This window comes from Patulibacter defluvii (assembly GCF_034096925.1).
In the GTDB taxonomy this organism is placed as follows: domain Bacteria; phylum Actinomycetota; class Thermoleophilia; order Solirubrobacterales; family Solirubrobacteraceae; genus Patulibacter; species Patulibacter defluvii.
This window is the reverse complement of the sequence record NZ_JAWZSQ010000009.1, coordinates 26,360-39,759: the sequence shown is the minus strand read 5'-3', so window position 1 is coordinate 39,759 and position 13,400 is coordinate 26,360. Positions and strand designations below refer to the sequence as shown.

At 74.6% G+C, this 13,400-nt stretch carries 13 protein-coding genes; 7 read left to right on the top strand and 6 right to left on the bottom strand.

Annotated features, from left to right (window positions below):
• Positions 1-2: 2 nt before the first annotated feature.
• Genes SH587_RS11400 through SH587_RS11385 form a run of 4 tightly spaced genes read right to left on the bottom strand, consistent with a single transcriptional unit; the run spans position 3 to position 3,064 of the window.
• Positions 3-404: a hypothetical protein gene (locus SH587_RS11400; RefSeq protein WP_320670735.1), complete on the bottom strand. Its 402-nt coding sequence runs from the start codon at positions 402-404 to the stop codon at positions 3-5.
• Between the two features lie 10 nt (positions 405-414).
• Positions 415-2,382 carry a transglycosylase SLT domain-containing protein gene (locus SH587_RS11395; protein ID WP_320670734.1) on the bottom strand — a complete coding sequence of 656 codons (1,968 nt, stop codon included), beginning with the start codon at positions 2,380-2,382 and terminating at the stop codon, positions 415-417.
• Entirely contained in the window at positions 2,379-2,735 is a 357-nt protein-coding gene (locus SH587_RS11390; protein ID WP_320670733.1) for a hypothetical protein, read from the bottom strand. Before SH587_RS11390 ends, SH587_RS11395 begins: the two co-directional genes overlap by 4 nt.
• The gene (locus SH587_RS11385) at positions 2,732-3,064 is read right to left on the bottom strand and encodes a TadE/TadG family type IV pilus assembly protein (protein WP_320670732.1); all 333 of its coding nucleotides are present in this window, start codon (positions 3,062-3,064) and stop codon (positions 2,732-2,734) included. Before SH587_RS11385 ends, SH587_RS11390 begins: the two co-directional genes overlap by 4 nt.
• Positions 3,065-3,196: 132 nt before the next feature.
• On the opposite strand from SH587_RS11385, the gene uvrC reads away from it, so the two are divergent.
• From uvrC to gpmI, 5 genes are all read left to right on the top strand, one after another.
• Positions 3,197-5,080, top strand: coding sequence for an excinuclease ABC subunit UvrC (uvrC, locus tag SH587_RS11380; RefSeq protein WP_320670731.1), 1,884 nt, complete (start codon positions 3,197-3,199; stop codon positions 5,078-5,080).
• 137 nt (positions 5,081-5,217) lie between these two features.
• The gene (gene gap, locus SH587_RS11375; RefSeq protein WP_320670730.1) at positions 5,218-6,216 is read left to right on the top strand and encodes a type I glyceraldehyde-3-phosphate dehydrogenase; all 999 of its coding nucleotides are present in this window, start codon (positions 5,218-5,220) and stop codon (positions 6,214-6,216) included.
• A 112-nt stretch (positions 6,217-6,328) separates the two neighbouring features.
• Complete coding sequence (locus tag SH587_RS11370) at positions 6,329-7,540, top strand: phosphoglycerate kinase (RefSeq protein ID WP_320670729.1); 1,212 nt, start codon at positions 6,329-6,331, stop codon at positions 7,538-7,540.
• Positions 7,541-7,597: 57 nt separating this feature from the next.
• On the top strand, positions 7,598-8,356 hold the full coding sequence (tpiA, locus tag SH587_RS11365; protein WP_320670728.1) for a triose-phosphate isomerase: 759 nt from the start codon (positions 7,598-7,600) through the stop codon (positions 8,354-8,356).
• Entirely contained in the window at positions 8,353-10,071 is a 1,719-nt protein-coding gene (gene gpmI / locus SH587_RS11360; protein WP_320670727.1) for a 2,3-bisphosphoglycerate-independent phosphoglycerate mutase, read from the top strand. The genes tpiA and gpmI overlap by 4 nt, the downstream gene beginning before the upstream one ends.
• A gap of 107 nt (positions 10,072-10,178) precedes the next feature.
• On the opposite strand, the gene wrbA is transcribed toward gpmI, so the two are convergent.
• Positions 10,179-10,793: an NAD(P)H:quinone oxidoreductase gene (gene wrbA, locus SH587_RS11355; protein WP_320670726.1), complete on the bottom strand. Its 615-nt coding sequence runs from the start codon at positions 10,791-10,793 to the stop codon at positions 10,179-10,181.
• Positions 10,794-10,930: 137 nt separating this feature from the next.
• On the opposite strand from wrbA, the gene SH587_RS11350 reads away from it, so the two are divergent.
• The gene (locus SH587_RS11350; RefSeq protein WP_320670725.1) at positions 10,931-11,419 is read left to right on the top strand and encodes a MarR family winged helix-turn-helix transcriptional regulator; all 489 of its coding nucleotides are present in this window, start codon (positions 10,931-10,933) and stop codon (positions 11,417-11,419) included.
• Between the two features lie 60 nt (positions 11,420-11,479).
• Here SH587_RS11350 and SH587_RS11345 read toward each other — a convergent pair whose 3' ends face one another.
• Positions 11,480-11,980 carry an Hsp20/alpha crystallin family protein gene (locus SH587_RS11345; RefSeq protein WP_320670724.1) on the bottom strand — a complete coding sequence of 167 codons (501 nt, stop codon included), beginning with the start codon at positions 11,978-11,980 and terminating at the stop codon, positions 11,480-11,482.
• Between the two features lie 133 nt (positions 11,981-12,113).
• On the opposite strand from SH587_RS11345, the gene tgt reads away from it, so the two are divergent.
• Positions 12,114-13,391 (top strand): tRNA guanosine(34) transglycosylase Tgt, encoded by a 1,278-nt coding sequence (tgt, locus tag SH587_RS11340; protein WP_320670723.1) that lies wholly within the window; start codon positions 12,114-12,116, stop codon positions 13,389-13,391.
• The last annotated feature ends 9 nt before the right edge of the window (positions 13,392-13,400 follow it).

Genomic DNA, 13,400 nt, shown 5'->3' with positions numbered 1-13,400 from the left:
CGTCAGGCCGCCCGGAGGGACGCAAGGAAGTGCTCCAGCTCGCGGTCGGCGTCGAAGATGCCGACGGCGAGCGCCGACGGCTCGTCGAGCGGGGCCGTTCCCTGGGCGGCGACCAGCGTCGGCCAGGTCCAGGTCTGGGCGTGGGCGGCGGCGTCGAGGCCCGGCAGGTCCGGCAGCGGGACCAGGCGCTCGACCGTGATCCGGTGCGGCTCGCCGCGGCCCGGCGCGAACGCACCGCGCCCGACGACGCGCACGCGCCGTCCGGCCAGGCGGTCGGCGCTCTGGCGCTGCTCGGGGGCGACCAGGCAGGCGACCGACGGCTGGGCCAGGCGGTCGAGCCGCCAGGTCGCGGGGTCGACCGCGTGGAGGGTGCCATCGATGATGGTGGTGGGGGAGTTGGACACGTCTTCGAATCTAGACGGATGCGGGGGAAAGTCCAGCGGGCGGGGGATGGGCGGGGGCGGGGCGTCGAGCAGCTGCTCGCGCGCGGGCTGACGGGACGTGGACATCAGCCACCAATCGGATCGTGAGGGCGTCGGCGAGGCCGCCGACCGGGTCGTGCCCGCGCATCAGGGCGATGATCACGGCGACGTAGTGACGGGTCTCGGGGAAGGGCGGGACGCAGTGGCAGCGGGCGACCGCGCCCTCGCCGGCGTTGTAGGCGGCGAGCGCCAGCTGGACGGCGCCGAAGCGGATGAGCAGCGAGCGCATCAGGCGCGCCTGGGCGTCGATCGCCGCCGGTGGATCGAAGGGGTCGCGCAGGCCGACCGCCCGCGCCGTGCCGGGCATGAACTGGGCGATCCCCTGGGCACCGGCCGGCGAGACCGCGCGCGGGTCGAAGCCGGACTCCTGCCGCAGCTGGGCCGCCAGCAGCGCGGCCGAGACGCGGTGGCGGACGCTCGCGCGGCGGATCGCCGCGCGGTACGCCGCCGGCACCCACGGCGGCAGCGCACTGGCACCGAACGGACGCGGGCCGGCCTCGAGGGTGCTGCCGGGGTCGCGCGTGAACTCCCAGTGCCATGGTTCCCACGCCATCGGCTTGCGGAAGCCGAACCGCGCGGCCCGCGCCGCCAGCCAGCCGTAGGAGGCGGCCGGGCCGAGGTCGAGCGCGATCCCCAGCCGGTGGTTGCTGCGACCGGGCGGGGCGACCATCCGCGGGTTCGGGTTGGCCGCGAACAGCCGCGCCTGCTCGGCGTTGGAGCGGAAGCCGCTGACCACCGTCAGGGCGCGGCCGTCGCGGCGGGCGGCGGCCCGCATCCGGTCGAAGGCGAGGGCGACGTCGGGACGCATCGGGCGGCCGTCGCGGCGCGCCAGCGGCCCGCGGTACTCGGCGCCGGTCGCGGCGTCCTCCAGGGAGAGCGCGGGCGGGGAGAGCTCGGCGGTCGCGGTCACCGCCTGCGAGAGCCGGATCCCGGCGACCAGGCGCGCGCCGTCGGCCCGGACGCGGACGGTCAGCGGCCCTCCCTCGGAGGCCTCGGCGTCCGGGAAGTCGACGGCGACCGCCTCCAGCCCGTTGTCGCGCGCCGTGCGGCGGGCGGCCACGACCGCGCGGGAGCGGAACGCGGCCTCGCTGAGGGCGGCCGGAAGCCCGGCCCGCCGCGGCCAGTCGGCCCGCATCCGGTCGGCGGCGGCGAGCGCGGCCAGGTCGACGGTGCGCTGACGCTCCTCGCGCCCACCGGCGGCGGCCGCGACGGCGCCGAGCACGCCGGCCAGCGACAACGCGATCAGCAGGAACAGGAGCACCAGCAGCAGCGCCTGGCCGCGTTCGCCGGGGGCCGTCGCGGGCGGCTGCGACACGGGGGTGGGGCGGACGTGGGCGCGGCCGATCCAGCCCGCCCGCAGCAGTCGCTGGGCGAGTGGGCCGGTCGCCCGCGGGGCCGGCATGACCGCGATCCCGTGGCGGGCGAGCGTCGTGGCGCAGGCGGCGAGCGCGGCCGTCGGTCCGGCGGCGTGGACGCGGCCGGCGGCGACCAGCAGCGGCAGAAACGGGGGACCCCACGGCCCGGCGAGGACGACGACCAGCGGGCCGAGGCCGTCGGCGACGGCCAGGCGGTCGACCGCGGCGACCGCCTGCCGGTCGTCGGCCGGCAGCGCCGCCTGGACCATGCGCCCGCGGGCGACGGCGGCGACGCCGCAGCGCTCGGCCCGGGCGACGCCGCGGCGGGCGGCACCGGTGGCGAACGGGCGGGGGAGGACGGTCTGCGAGGCAGCCGGATCGCCGTCCCAGAGCGCCACGACCGGGACCGCGCCGCGGCGCGCGATCAGCGGGCAGGCGACGGCGGCGCCGACGCTGGCCGCGCGCTCTCGCGGGGCGAGCACGACCTGGGGCCCGGCCGTCGGGCCGGTGGCGCGGGGCGCGCCGGCCATCGCCACCGCGGTCATCGGTCGTCGTTCCCGATCGGGCGCACGAGCACCGTCCGCTCGGCGTCGAAGCGGGCGACCAGGGCGCGCGGTCCCGCGGCCCGCACCCGCACCTGGACCCGATCGCCGCGGACGTGCACGGCGAGCCGGTCGGGAGCGAGGCCGGGGACCGCGGCCCGGGCGGCGGCGAGCGGATCCCGCCCCTGCAGCCGCGCGACGCCGGCGGCGTGGACGGCGGCACCGGCCGCCTCGCCCGCGCGCTGGGCCTGCAGGGCCACCGCCAGGGCAGCGAGCGCCAGCAGCGCCAGCGGCGCCAGCGCGACGACCTCGACCGCCGCCTGACCCTGCTCGCCGACGGATCCGCGACCGGTCATCGCTGGGCCTCGAAGCGGGCCCGACCCTCGACCTGGCCGAGCCGCCACGGCAGCAGCGACGGCACCGGCAGCCGGACGAGGATCGCGTCGCCCTCGCGGACGACGCTGGCGGCCCGGCCGCCGAGCGGCGCGGCCCGGCGGACGGCGGCGGTCGGATCGCGGCCGACGGCGGCCGCACGGGCCCCGGCGCGGGCGGCGGTGGCGGCCGACCACGCGGCGTAGCCGGCCAGGACGGCCTGCAGCAGGCCGAACATCAGCAGCATCAGCATCGGCAGCAGCGCGACCAGCTCGACCGACGCCTGGCCGCGCGGGTGGGGGGAGGGGGGCATGCCGCCAGGGTCGCCTGGGGCGCTGTGACGGAACCAGGGGCAAAGCGTGCCGAAACGGTGCCAATCGGGTGGGGAGATCGTGACGGCGGGCGGGGACGGGCCCGGCCGGCCGCCGACGTATCCTCGAAGGCGATGGCCGAGCGCGCCGCATCCCGCCGCGACCGACTCGCCGAGCAGCGCCGCACGCTGCCCGACGGGCCGGGCGTCTACCTCTTCCGCGACGACGCGGGCGAGGTGATCTACGTCGGCAAGGCGAAGTCGATCAAGAAGCGGGTCGCCAGCCACTTCGTCAACCCGGTGACCCGCGGCGCGGTCGAGATGGTCGACGTCGCCGACAGCATCGACTTCGTGCTCGTGGCCAGCGAGACCGAGGCGCTGCTGGTCGAGAACCGCTTCATCAAGCAGTACCAGCCCGAGTTCAACATCCGGCTGCGCGACGACAAGTCGTACCCCTACGTCTGCATCACGCTCGACGAGGACTACCCGCGGGTGTTCCTCACGCGCGAGAAGCACCGCCCCGGCCGCCGCTACTTCGGGCCCTACTCGAACGCCAAGCGGGTCCGCCACACGCTCGACCTGCTCGGGCGGCTGTTCCAGTTCCGCACCTGCGAGGGGGCCGAGCCCGGCCGCCGCTCCGGCTCGCCGTGCCTGGACTTCCACATCGACCGCTGCACCGCGCCCTGCGTCGGCTACGTCACCCGCGAGGAGTACCGCGACGCGATCGACGGGGTGATGACCTTCCTCGCCGGCCGCTACCGCGAGATCGAGGCGACGATCGAGGAGCGGATGCACGACGCGGCCGCCGCCCAGGAGTACGAGCGGGCGGCCCGCGAGCGCGACCGGCTGCAGGCGGTCCGCTCGCTGCTGGAGCGCCAGCGGGTGACCAGCGACAGCATCGGGACCCTCGACGTGATCGCGGTGACGGTCGACGGCGACGACGCCAACGCCCAGGTCTTCCAGGTCCGCGACGGCTCGCTGACCGACCGCCACTCCTTCTACCTGACCGGCGTCTCGGGCGAGGTCCCCGAGGTGCTGGAGCAGTTCCTGCTGCGCTACTACGCCGGCGCCACCGTGCCCCCGACGGTGCTCGTTCCCGACGAGGTCGACGAGCACGCCGCGCTGGCCGAGGCGCTGGCCGAGCTGCGCGGGGGCCGGGTCGAGGTCGCCACCCCGCAGCGCGGCGACCGCCGGCGGATGCTCGACATGGCTCGGCGCAACGCCGAGCTGGCCCTCGGGCAGGAGCGGCTGAAGGCCGAGCGCCGGCGCGAGCAGCGGGTCGAGGCGCTCTCCGACCTCCAGCGACGGCTCGACCTCGACCGGATCCCGGTCCGGATCGAGTGCTACGACATCTCGCACCTGATGGGGACCGAGACGGTCGCCTCGATGGTGGTGCTGGAGGGCGGCGCGCCGGCCAACGACCACTACCGCCGGTTCGTGATCCGCGACCTCGAGCCGGACACCCCGGACGACTTCCGGAGCATGAACGAGGTGCTGCGGCGTCGGCTGGCGCAGTGGACCCGTCAGCAGGAGAAGCCGGTCCACGAGCCGGGCCGCGACGAGTCGTTCGCGAGCCTGCCCGACCTGATCGTGATCGACGGCGGCAAGGGCCAGCTGTCGGCCGGGCTGGGGGCGCTCGAGCCGTTCGTCGAGCGCGGCGTGGCCGTCGTCTCGCTGGCCAAGCGGATCGAGGAGGTCTTCCTGCCCGGCCGCTCGGCGCCGATCCTGATGGGCCACGACACGCCGGCGCTGCAGCTGCTGCAGCGGGTCCGCGACGAGGCCCACCGGTTCGCGATCAGCCACCATCGCGGCCGCCGCGACCGGCGCCTGACCGGCTCGGTGCTCGACGACCTGACCGGCGTCGGCCCGGCCCGCAAGAAGGCGCTGCTGCAGCACTTCGGCTCGCCCGAGCGGGTCGTCGCCGCCTCGCGCGAGCAGCTGGAGGCGACGCCGGGCCTTCCCGGCAAGGTCGCGCGCGAGGTCTACGCGCAGCTCCACCGCACCCGCACCGGCGAGTGACCGGCCCTGGCGGACGGCGCACACGACGTCCCCTCCGATAGCCTGCACTGGGTCGCCCGAGTCCGCCGCGACCACGGTGGGGTCGGGCCGTCGTGGTTGCACATTCGCTCTGACTCGGACCCCACAAGGACGGTTCCATGCCCGTACGCGTCGGCATCAACGGCTTCGGCCGGATCGGCCGCAACGTCTTCCGCGCCGCCAAGGCCGCAGGAGCGGACATCGACTTCGTCGCGGTCAACGACCTGACCGACCCGAAGACGCTCGCCCACCTCGTCAAGTACGACTCGATCCTCGGGCCGTACCCGGGGACCGTCGAGGCCACCGACGGCGGCCTGATCGTCGACGGCGACGAGCTGAAGGTCTTCGCCGAGCGCGAGCCCGGCAACATCGACTGGGCGTCGGTCGGCGCCGACGTCGTGATCGAGTCGACCGGCTTCTTCACCGACGCGAACGTCGCCAAGGCCCACCTCAAGGGCGACGTCAAGAAGGTCGTCATCTCGGCGCCGGCCAAGAACGAGGACATCACCCTCGTGCTCGGCGTCAACGACGACCAGTACGACAAGGCCAGCCACCACGTCGTCTCGAACGCGTCCTGCACGACGAACTGCCTGGCGCCGTTCGCGAAGGTCGCCAACGACACGGTCGGCATCAAGCACGGCCTGATGACGACGATCCACGCCTACACCGGCGACCAGCGGCTGCTCGACGCGCCCCACAGCGACCTCCGCCGCGCCCGCGCCGCCGCCACCAACCTGGTCCCGGCCTCGACCGGCGCCGCCAAGGCCGTCGGCCTGGTGCTGCCGGAGCTGAACGGCAAGCTGTCCGGCTTCGCCGTCCGCGCCCCCGTCCCGACCGGCTCGGTCGTCGACCTGACCTTCGAGGCCGACCGCGCGACCTCGGCCGAGGAGCTGAACGCGGCGTTCAAGGCCGCCGCCGAGGGTCCGATGAAGGGCATCCTCCAGTACACGGAGGATCCGATCGTCTCGAGCGACATCGTCACCAACCCGCACAGCTCGATCGTCGACGGCCTGCTGACCTCGGTCATCGACGGCACGCTGGTGAAGGTCGTCTCCTGGTACGACAACGAGTGGGGCTACTCGAACCGCGTCGTCGACCTGGTCGGGCGCCTGCTCTAGACCACCCCGCCCGCTGCGCGGCCGGACGACGGCCGCGCGCGGGACCCTGGTCCGGCGCCGCCCCGCGCGGCGCCGGTCCCTCCGACGACCTCCCGACGCCCGAAGGATCCGCATGAGCTCCGACGCCCCGACCACGCCGGCCGCCATCCGCACGCTCGACGACCTGCAGGTCGACGGCAAGCGGGTCTTCGTGCGCGTCGACTTCAACGTCCCGCTGGCCGACGGCTCGATCACCGACGACACCCGGATCCAGGCCGCCCTTCCGACCCTGCGGCGGCTGCTCGACGACAGCGCCGCGCTGATCCTGGCCGCCCACCTCGGCCGCCCGAAGGGCGTCGACCCGGAGCTCTCGCTGGCGCCGGTCGCCGCCCGCCTGAGCGAGCTGCTGGCCCGCGACGTGACGCTCTCGCCCGAGGTCGTCGGCGGCGAGTCGACCCGCCTGGCCGCGGCGCTGCAGCCCGGTCAGGTGCTGATGCTGGAGAACGTCCGCTACGAGCCGGGCGAGACCAAGAACGACCCCGAGCTGGCGCGGGCCTACGCCGCGCTCAGCGACGGCGTCTTCGTCAACGACGCGTTCGGCGCCGCCCACCGCGCGCACGCGTCGACCGAGGGCGTCGCCCACCACGTCGAGCAGAAGGCCGCCGGCCTGCTGCTCCAGGGCGAGGTCGAGACGCTCGAGGGGATCCTGGCGGATCCGGGCTGGCCGCTGGTCGCGATCGTCGGCGGCGCCAAGGTGACCGACAAGATCGGCGTGATCGACGCCTTCCTGGAGCGCGCCGACACGATCCTGATCGGCGGCGCGATGTGCTTCCCGTTCTTCAAGGCCCAGGGCCACGAGGTCGGCTCGTCGCTCTGCGAGGAGGCCGGGGTCGAGCCCGCCGCCCGCGCGCTGCGCGACGCCGAGCTGAAGGGCTGCCGGCTGCTGCTGCCGGTCGACCTCTCGCTCGGCCGCGAGTTCTCGGCCGACACCGAGCAGCGCGACCTCGACGGGGTCGACGTCGAGGCGGGCTGGATGGGCCTCGACGTCGGGCCGAAGACCGCGGCCGCCTACCGCGAGGAGATCCTCGGCGCCGGCTCGGTCTTCTGGAACGGCCCGATGGGCGCCTTCGAGCTGGCCCCGTTCGCGCCCGGCACCCGCGCGGTCGCCGAGGCCGTGGCGGAGACCAGCGCCACCACCGTCGTCGGCGGCGGCGACAGCGCCGCGGCCCTCCAGCAGTTCGGCCTCGGCGACCAGGTCACCCACCTCTCGACCGGCGGCGGCGCGTCGCTGGAGCTGATCGAGGGCAAGGCCCTCCCCGGCGTCGAGGTGCTGCGCCAGGCCTAGCGCCGCGCCGCACCGTCCCCAACCGTCGTTCCCGAACCACACCGGAGCACCGCACCGATGACCCGCACGCCCTTCGTCGCCGGCAACTGGAAGATGCACAAGACGATCGCCGAGGCCGAGGCGTTCGTGAGCGGCGCGCTGCCGCTGGTCGGGGCGATCGACGACGTCCAGATCGGCGTCTGCGTCCCCTTCCCGTCGCTGCAGGCGGTCGTCGACTCGACCCGCGGCTCGTCGCTCCAGGTCTACGCCCAGAACGTCCACTGGGCCGAGCAGGGCGCCTACACCGGCGAGGTCTCGATCGCGATGCTCGACGAGCTCGAGGTCGCCGGCGTCGTCGTCGGCCACTCCGAGCGGCGCCAGTTCTTCGGCGAGACCGACGCCGACCTGCGCAAGAAGCTGCCGGCGATCCTGGCCGCGGGCCTGGAGCCGATCCTCTGCGTCGGCGAGACCGAGGAGCAGCGCGAGGCGGGGGAGACCGAGCGGGTCCTGCGCCACCAGGTCCAGGAGGGGCTGCACGACGTGGCCGACGGCGACCTGGCGAAGGTGACGATCGCCTACGAGCCGATCTGGGCGATCGGCACCGGCAAGGTCGCGACCCCGGAGCAGGCCCAGGACGCCTGCGCCTTCGTCCGCGCGCTGGTCGCCGCCCGCGACGCCGAGCAGGGCGAGCAGCTGCGGGTCCAGTACGGCGGCTCGGTCAAGCCGGAGAACGCCCAGGAGCTGCTGGCGCTGCCCGACGTCGACGGCGCGCTGGTCGGCGGCGCGGCGCTCGACCCGGCCTCGTTCGCCGCGATCGTCGAGGCCGCGCGGGCATGAGCGACGCGCCGGACGCCCAGCCGTCGCGCAACGGCGCCGAGCCGCTGCCCGCCACGCGCAGCTCGCTGGCCGCGGGCCTGACCGCCGACGTCGGCGTCACCCGCGACGACTGGGCGCCCGGCGTCTGCCTGGTGATCCTGGACGGCTTCGGCCTGGCGCCGGACGGTCCCGGGAACGCGGTCAGCCTGGCCCGCACTCCGACCTTCGACGGCCTCTGGGCGCGCTACCCGCACGCCCAGCTGACCGCCTGCGGCCCGGCCGTCGGCCTGCCCGAGGGCCAGATGGGCAACAGCGAGGTCGGCCACCTGAACCTCGGCGCCGGCGCGGTCGTCAAGCAGGACCTGGCCCGGATCGACGACGCGGTCGCCGACGGCTCGATCCGCGAGGTCGCGGCGATCCGCGAGGCGCTGGAGCGGGTGGCGGAGGCCGGGCGCGCGGGGGAGGAGGGCGATCGACTGCACCTGATCGGCCTGGTCTCCGACGGCGGCGTCCACTCCTCGATGGAGCACCTGAAGGCGCTGATCGACGCGGCCGCGGCGGCCGGCGTCCGCGACGTCGTGGTGCACGCGTTCAGCGACGGCCGCGACACGCTGCCGACCGCCGGCGCCGGCTACCTGGAGACCGTCGAGGGCTGGTGCGCGGAGGCCTCCGAGGAGGCCAGCGGCCGTCGGGTCCGGGTCGGCTCGGTGATCGGGCGCTACTTCGCGATGGACCGCGACTCGCGCTGGGAGCGGATCCAGCAGGCCTACGACCTGCTCGTCCACGGCGAGGCGCCGCACCGCGCGTCGACCGCGGTCCAGGCGGTGCGCGAGGCCTACGAGCGCGACGAGACCGACGAGTTCGTGACCGCGACCGCGGTCGGCGACGAGGCCACGATCCGCCCCGGCGACACGGTCCTGGTCTTCAACTTCCGCCCCGACCGCGTGCGCGAGATCACCCGCGCGTTGGCTGGGGTGGGGGGGATCGCTGACATGGAGGTCGACCGTCAGGCCGCGGCGCCGCACCCCGAGCAGGTCGACCCGGCGCTGCCGCCGGTGGCCGCCGATCGCTACGTCTGCATGACGGAGTACAAGGCCGACTGGCCGTACCCGATCGCCTTCCCGCCGCGCAACCCCGAGGTGACGCTGGCGGACGTGATCGAGGCCACCGGCGGGGCCCAGATCCACGTCGCGGAGACGGAGAAGTACCCGCACGTGACGTACTTCTTCAACGGCGGGATCGAGGCCGAGCACCGCGACGAGTTCCGCGACGTGGTGCCGAGCCCGCGCGACGTGGCGACCTACGACCTGAAGCCGCAGATGTCGGCCCGCGAGGCGGCGGACGCGTTCGTGCGGCTCTGGCGCGAGCACGGCCCGACCTTCGGGATCATCAACTTCGCCAACCCCGACATGGTCGGCCACACCGGCGTGATCCCGGCCGCCGTGCGGGCGATCGAGGTCGTCGACGGCTGCCTGGCCGACGTGGTGGCGGCGGTCACCGAGAGCGGCGGGGTCTGCCTGGTCACCGCCGACCACGGCAACGCCGACAACATGCTCGAGCCCGATGGCTCGCCGAACACCGCCCACTCGCTGAACCCGGTGCCGTTCGTCGTCACCCGCGAGGGGCTGACGCTGCGCGACGAGGGGATCCTCGCCGATGTCGCTCCGACCGTCCTCGACCTGCTCGGCGTGGTCCAGCCGGAGGCGATGACGGGTCGCTCGATGATCGTCTCGTAGGACGAACGAGGAGCGGGCTCCCGTCCCGGAGAGCCCGCTCCCGCTTCGTCCTTCGTTGGCGCTGCTCCGGCCAGTCCCGTCCCGGAGACCGTGGCCGGAGGCGCCGCTCAGCCTCGCAGCGGGCCGAGCAGCGCGGCCACCTTCGCCAGCCGCGCGCCCTGATAGCGGGCGATCCCGAGGATGCCCTCGGGGACGTTGCCGTCCTCGAGGGCGCCGCTCGCGACCGCGGTGCCGTAGGGGTTGCCGCCGTTGGCGAAGATCGATGCGTCGGTGTAGCCGGGCGGCACGATCACCGAGCCCCAGTGGTGGAAGACGTTCTCGACGGCGAGGATCGTCGACTCGTTGCCGCCGTGGGTGTTCATCGCCGAGGTGAAGGCGGTCGCGGCCTTGTTGGCCAGCTGCCCGGCCTGCCAGGCGCCGCCGAGGGTGTCGATGAACTGCTTCAGCTGCGCCGCGGGGTTGCCGAAACGGGTCGGGGTGCCGAGCGCGTAGCCGTCGGCCCAGATCAGGTCGTCGGCGGTCGCCACCGCGACGTCCTGGGTGGCGTCGTGGTGGGCCTGCCAGGCCGGGTTGGCGGCGATCGCCTCGGGCGGAGCCAGCTCGGCGACGCGACGCAGGCGCACCTCGGCGCCCTCCTGCTCGGCGCCGGCGGCGAGCGCCTGGGCCAGCTGGTGGACGTGACCGGTGGCGGAGTAGTAGACGATGGCGATCTTCGTGCTCATGGGGGCGTCCCGGGATCGGGGAAGTTGCGTTAACAATTGTTGCGTCCGCAGCATATCGGGACCGCGGTCCGCTTGCAACCCGGAGCGGTCCGTTCCTTGCGGGTGCAACAATGGAGCGACACGACGTAGGAGCCCCGATGTCCGAGACCGCCACCGCCACCGCCGCCCCCCGCCTGCTCGACCGGCGCGAGTTGGCCGCCTGGCGCGGCCTGGTCCGGACCCACGCCCTGCTGGAGCGCGAGTTCGAGGCCGAGCTGATCCGCGACCACGGGCTGCAGCTGACCGCCTACGAGGTTCTGATGCACCTGGTCGACGCCCAGGACGGGCGGCTGCGGCTCTCCGACCTGGCGACCCTGGCGGTGCTCAGCCGCAGCGGCCTGACGCGCCTGATCGATCGCCTGGAGCGCGAGGGGCTGGTCGTCCGCGAGCGCTGCCCGAGTGACGCCCGCGGCTACTTCGCGGTCATCACCGACAAGGGCCGCGAGCAGGTGACGGCCGCCCGTCGCGACTACCTCGACAACGTCCGGCGCCACTTCCTCGACCTCGTCGGTCCCGAGGAGCAGGAGCAGCTGGGCGCGATCTGGACCCGGATCCTGCAGGCGCTGGAGCCGGGCCTGAAGCCCTGAGACGGCGGGGGCGGGGGCGGGGGCGGGCGCGCGGCGTCGCCGCCCGCCCGCCGCGATCGCTCAGACGGTCGCCGGCTCCGCCTCGCGCTGCTCGTCCGCGGCCTCGATCGTCTCCGGCCTGTCGGCCGTGCGGATCGCGATCCGCTTCGGCTTGACCGCCTCCGGCTTCGGGATCCGGACCTCGAGCACGCCGCGGTCGAACTCGGCCTCGATCCGCTCGGCGTCGACGCCCTGGGGGAGCGTGAGCTGGCGCCGGAAGCTGCCGCTCGCGCGCTCGGCGCGGACGAAGCCGCCGTGCTGCTCCTGGCGGTGGAGCTGGCGGGTGCCGGAGAGGGTCAGCGTGTCGCCCTCGACCTCGACCGCGACCTCGTCCCGGTCGACGCCGGGCAGATCGGCGATCAGGACGTACTGGTCGTCCCGCTCGACCAGGTCGACCGCGGGCGTCCAGCGAGCCGTGCCGGCCGCGGTCGTCGTCGGGTCGAAGAAGGCGGAGAAGACCTGGTTGACCTGCTGCTGCAGCGATCCGAGCTCGCGGGTCGGATCCCAACGCACGATCGTCATGGTGGTGGACCTCCTGGGTCGGTCGGTTCTCGTTCTGTGCCGAGTATTAAATCTCAGTCCAGACATGTCAAGTTATCTCGCGGGCGATCGCCGGCCCGCGGTCACCGCCGCCCGCGGCCTACGATGGCTCGCGATGGATCCCGCTGCCGCCCCCGCCGTCCCGAGCCTCGACGCGCCGCCGCGCCCCGCCGCCGAGCGCCCGCGGGAGGTCTTCCGGATCGAGGCCCGGGACCCGGGGTCGCTGGCCCGCGCCGGCGTGATCGCCACCGCCCGCGGCGAGGTCCGCACGCCCGGCTTCGTCCCGCTGGCCACCAAGGCGACCGTCCGCGGGCTGCTGCCGAGCGAGGTCCGCGAGCTCGGCTACGACATCGTCCTCGGCAACACCTTCCACCTGATGCTGTCGCCGGGCCACGAGCTGATCCGCGGCCACGGCGGGCTCCACCGGTTCATGGGCTGGGACGGGCCGATCATCACCGACTCCGGCGGCTTCCAGGTCTTCTCGCTCGGGCACGGGGCGGTCGCCGACGAGATCAAGGGCCGGACCGGGGCGGCCGGGACCGGCGGCGTCCGCTCGCACGGCCGGATCGACGAGATCGGCGAGCAGGGCGTCGCCTTCCGCTCGCACCTCGACGGGTCGAAGCAGTTCCTCTCGCCCGAGCGGTCGATGGAGGTCCAGGCCGCGCTCGGCACCGACCTGGCCGTGGTCTTCGACGAGTGCACGCCGTTCCACGTCGACCGCGACTACACCGCTCGCTCGACCGAGCGCACCCACCGCTGGCTGGAGCGCTGCCTGACCTGGCACGAGCAGCACGCGCCCGGCTGGCAGCTGGTCTACGGGATCGTCCAGGGCGGGGTCCACCACGACCTGCGGATCGAGGCGGCGGAGACGGTCGCCGCGTCGCGCGCCGACGCGATCGCGATCGGCGGCTCGCTCGGCGGCCACAAGCAGCAGATGTACGAGGTGGTCGGCTGGACCACCGCCCGGCTCGGCGGCGCCTACGAGCACAAGCCCCGCCACCTGCTGGGGATCGGCGAGATCGACGACCTGGTGCGCGGGGTCGAGCAGGGGATCGACACCTTCGACTGCGCGATGCCGACCCGGCTCGGCCGCCACGGGATGGCGCTCGTGCCCGAGCCCGAGAAGCGCTGGCGGGTCGACCTGACCCAGGCCCGCTGGAAGGACAGTGACGAGCCGCTCTGCGAGGGCTGCCCGTGCCCGGCCTGCGCGGTCGGCTTCAGCCGCGGCTACCTGCGCTACCTGACCCACCAGCGCGAGCTGCTGGGGATGCGGCTGCTGACCCAGCACAACCTGGCCTTCGTCCAGCGCGTGATGGCCCGCCTGCGGCAGGCGATCGTCGACGGGCGGCTGGCCGAGGAGGCCGCCGCGATCCGCGGCGGCGCGCTGCCGTAGGCGCTGGTC

Excerpts from the sequence above, each read along its gene's own strand:
- SH587_RS11395 (WP_320670734.1), bottom strand. The coding sequence starts at position 2,382 with ATGACCGCGGTGGCGATGGCCGGCGCGCCCCGCGCCACCGGCCCGACG.
- SH587_RS11390 (WP_320670733.1), bottom strand. The coding sequence starts at position 2,735 with ATGACCGGTCGCGGATCCGTCGGCGAGCAGGGTCAGGCGGCGGTCGAG.
- SH587_RS11385 (WP_320670732.1), bottom strand. The coding sequence starts at position 3,064 with ATGCCCCCCTCCCCCCACCCGCGCGGCCAGGCGTCGGTCGAGCTGGTC.
- uvrC (WP_320670731.1), top strand. The coding sequence starts at position 3,197 with ATGGCCGAGCGCGCCGCATCCCGCCGCGACCGACTCGCCGAGCAGCGC.
- gap (WP_320670730.1), top strand. The coding sequence starts at position 5,218 with ATGCCCGTACGCGTCGGCATCAACGGCTTCGGCCGGATCGGCCGCAAC.
- SH587_RS11370 (WP_320670729.1), top strand. The coding sequence starts at position 6,329 with ATGAGCTCCGACGCCCCGACCACGCCGGCCGCCATCCGCACGCTCGAC.
- tpiA (WP_320670728.1), top strand. The coding sequence starts at position 7,598 with ATGACCCGCACGCCCTTCGTCGCCGGCAACTGGAAGATGCACAAGACG.
- gpmI (WP_320670727.1), top strand. The coding sequence starts at position 8,353 with ATGAGCGACGCGCCGGACGCCCAGCCGTCGCGCAACGGCGCCGAGCCG.
- wrbA (WP_320670726.1), bottom strand. The coding sequence starts at position 10,793 with ATGAGCACGAAGATCGCCATCGTCTACTACTCCGCCACCGGTCACGTC.
- SH587_RS11350 (WP_320670725.1), top strand. The coding sequence starts at position 10,931 with ATGTCCGAGACCGCCACCGCCACCGCCGCCCCCCGCCTGCTCGACCGG.
- SH587_RS11345 (WP_320670724.1), bottom strand. The coding sequence starts at position 11,980 with ATGACGATCGTGCGTTGGGATCCGACCCGCGAGCTCGGATCGCTGCAG.
- tgt (WP_320670723.1), top strand. The coding sequence starts at position 12,114 with ATGGATCCCGCTGCCGCCCCCGCCGTCCCGAGCCTCGACGCGCCGCCG.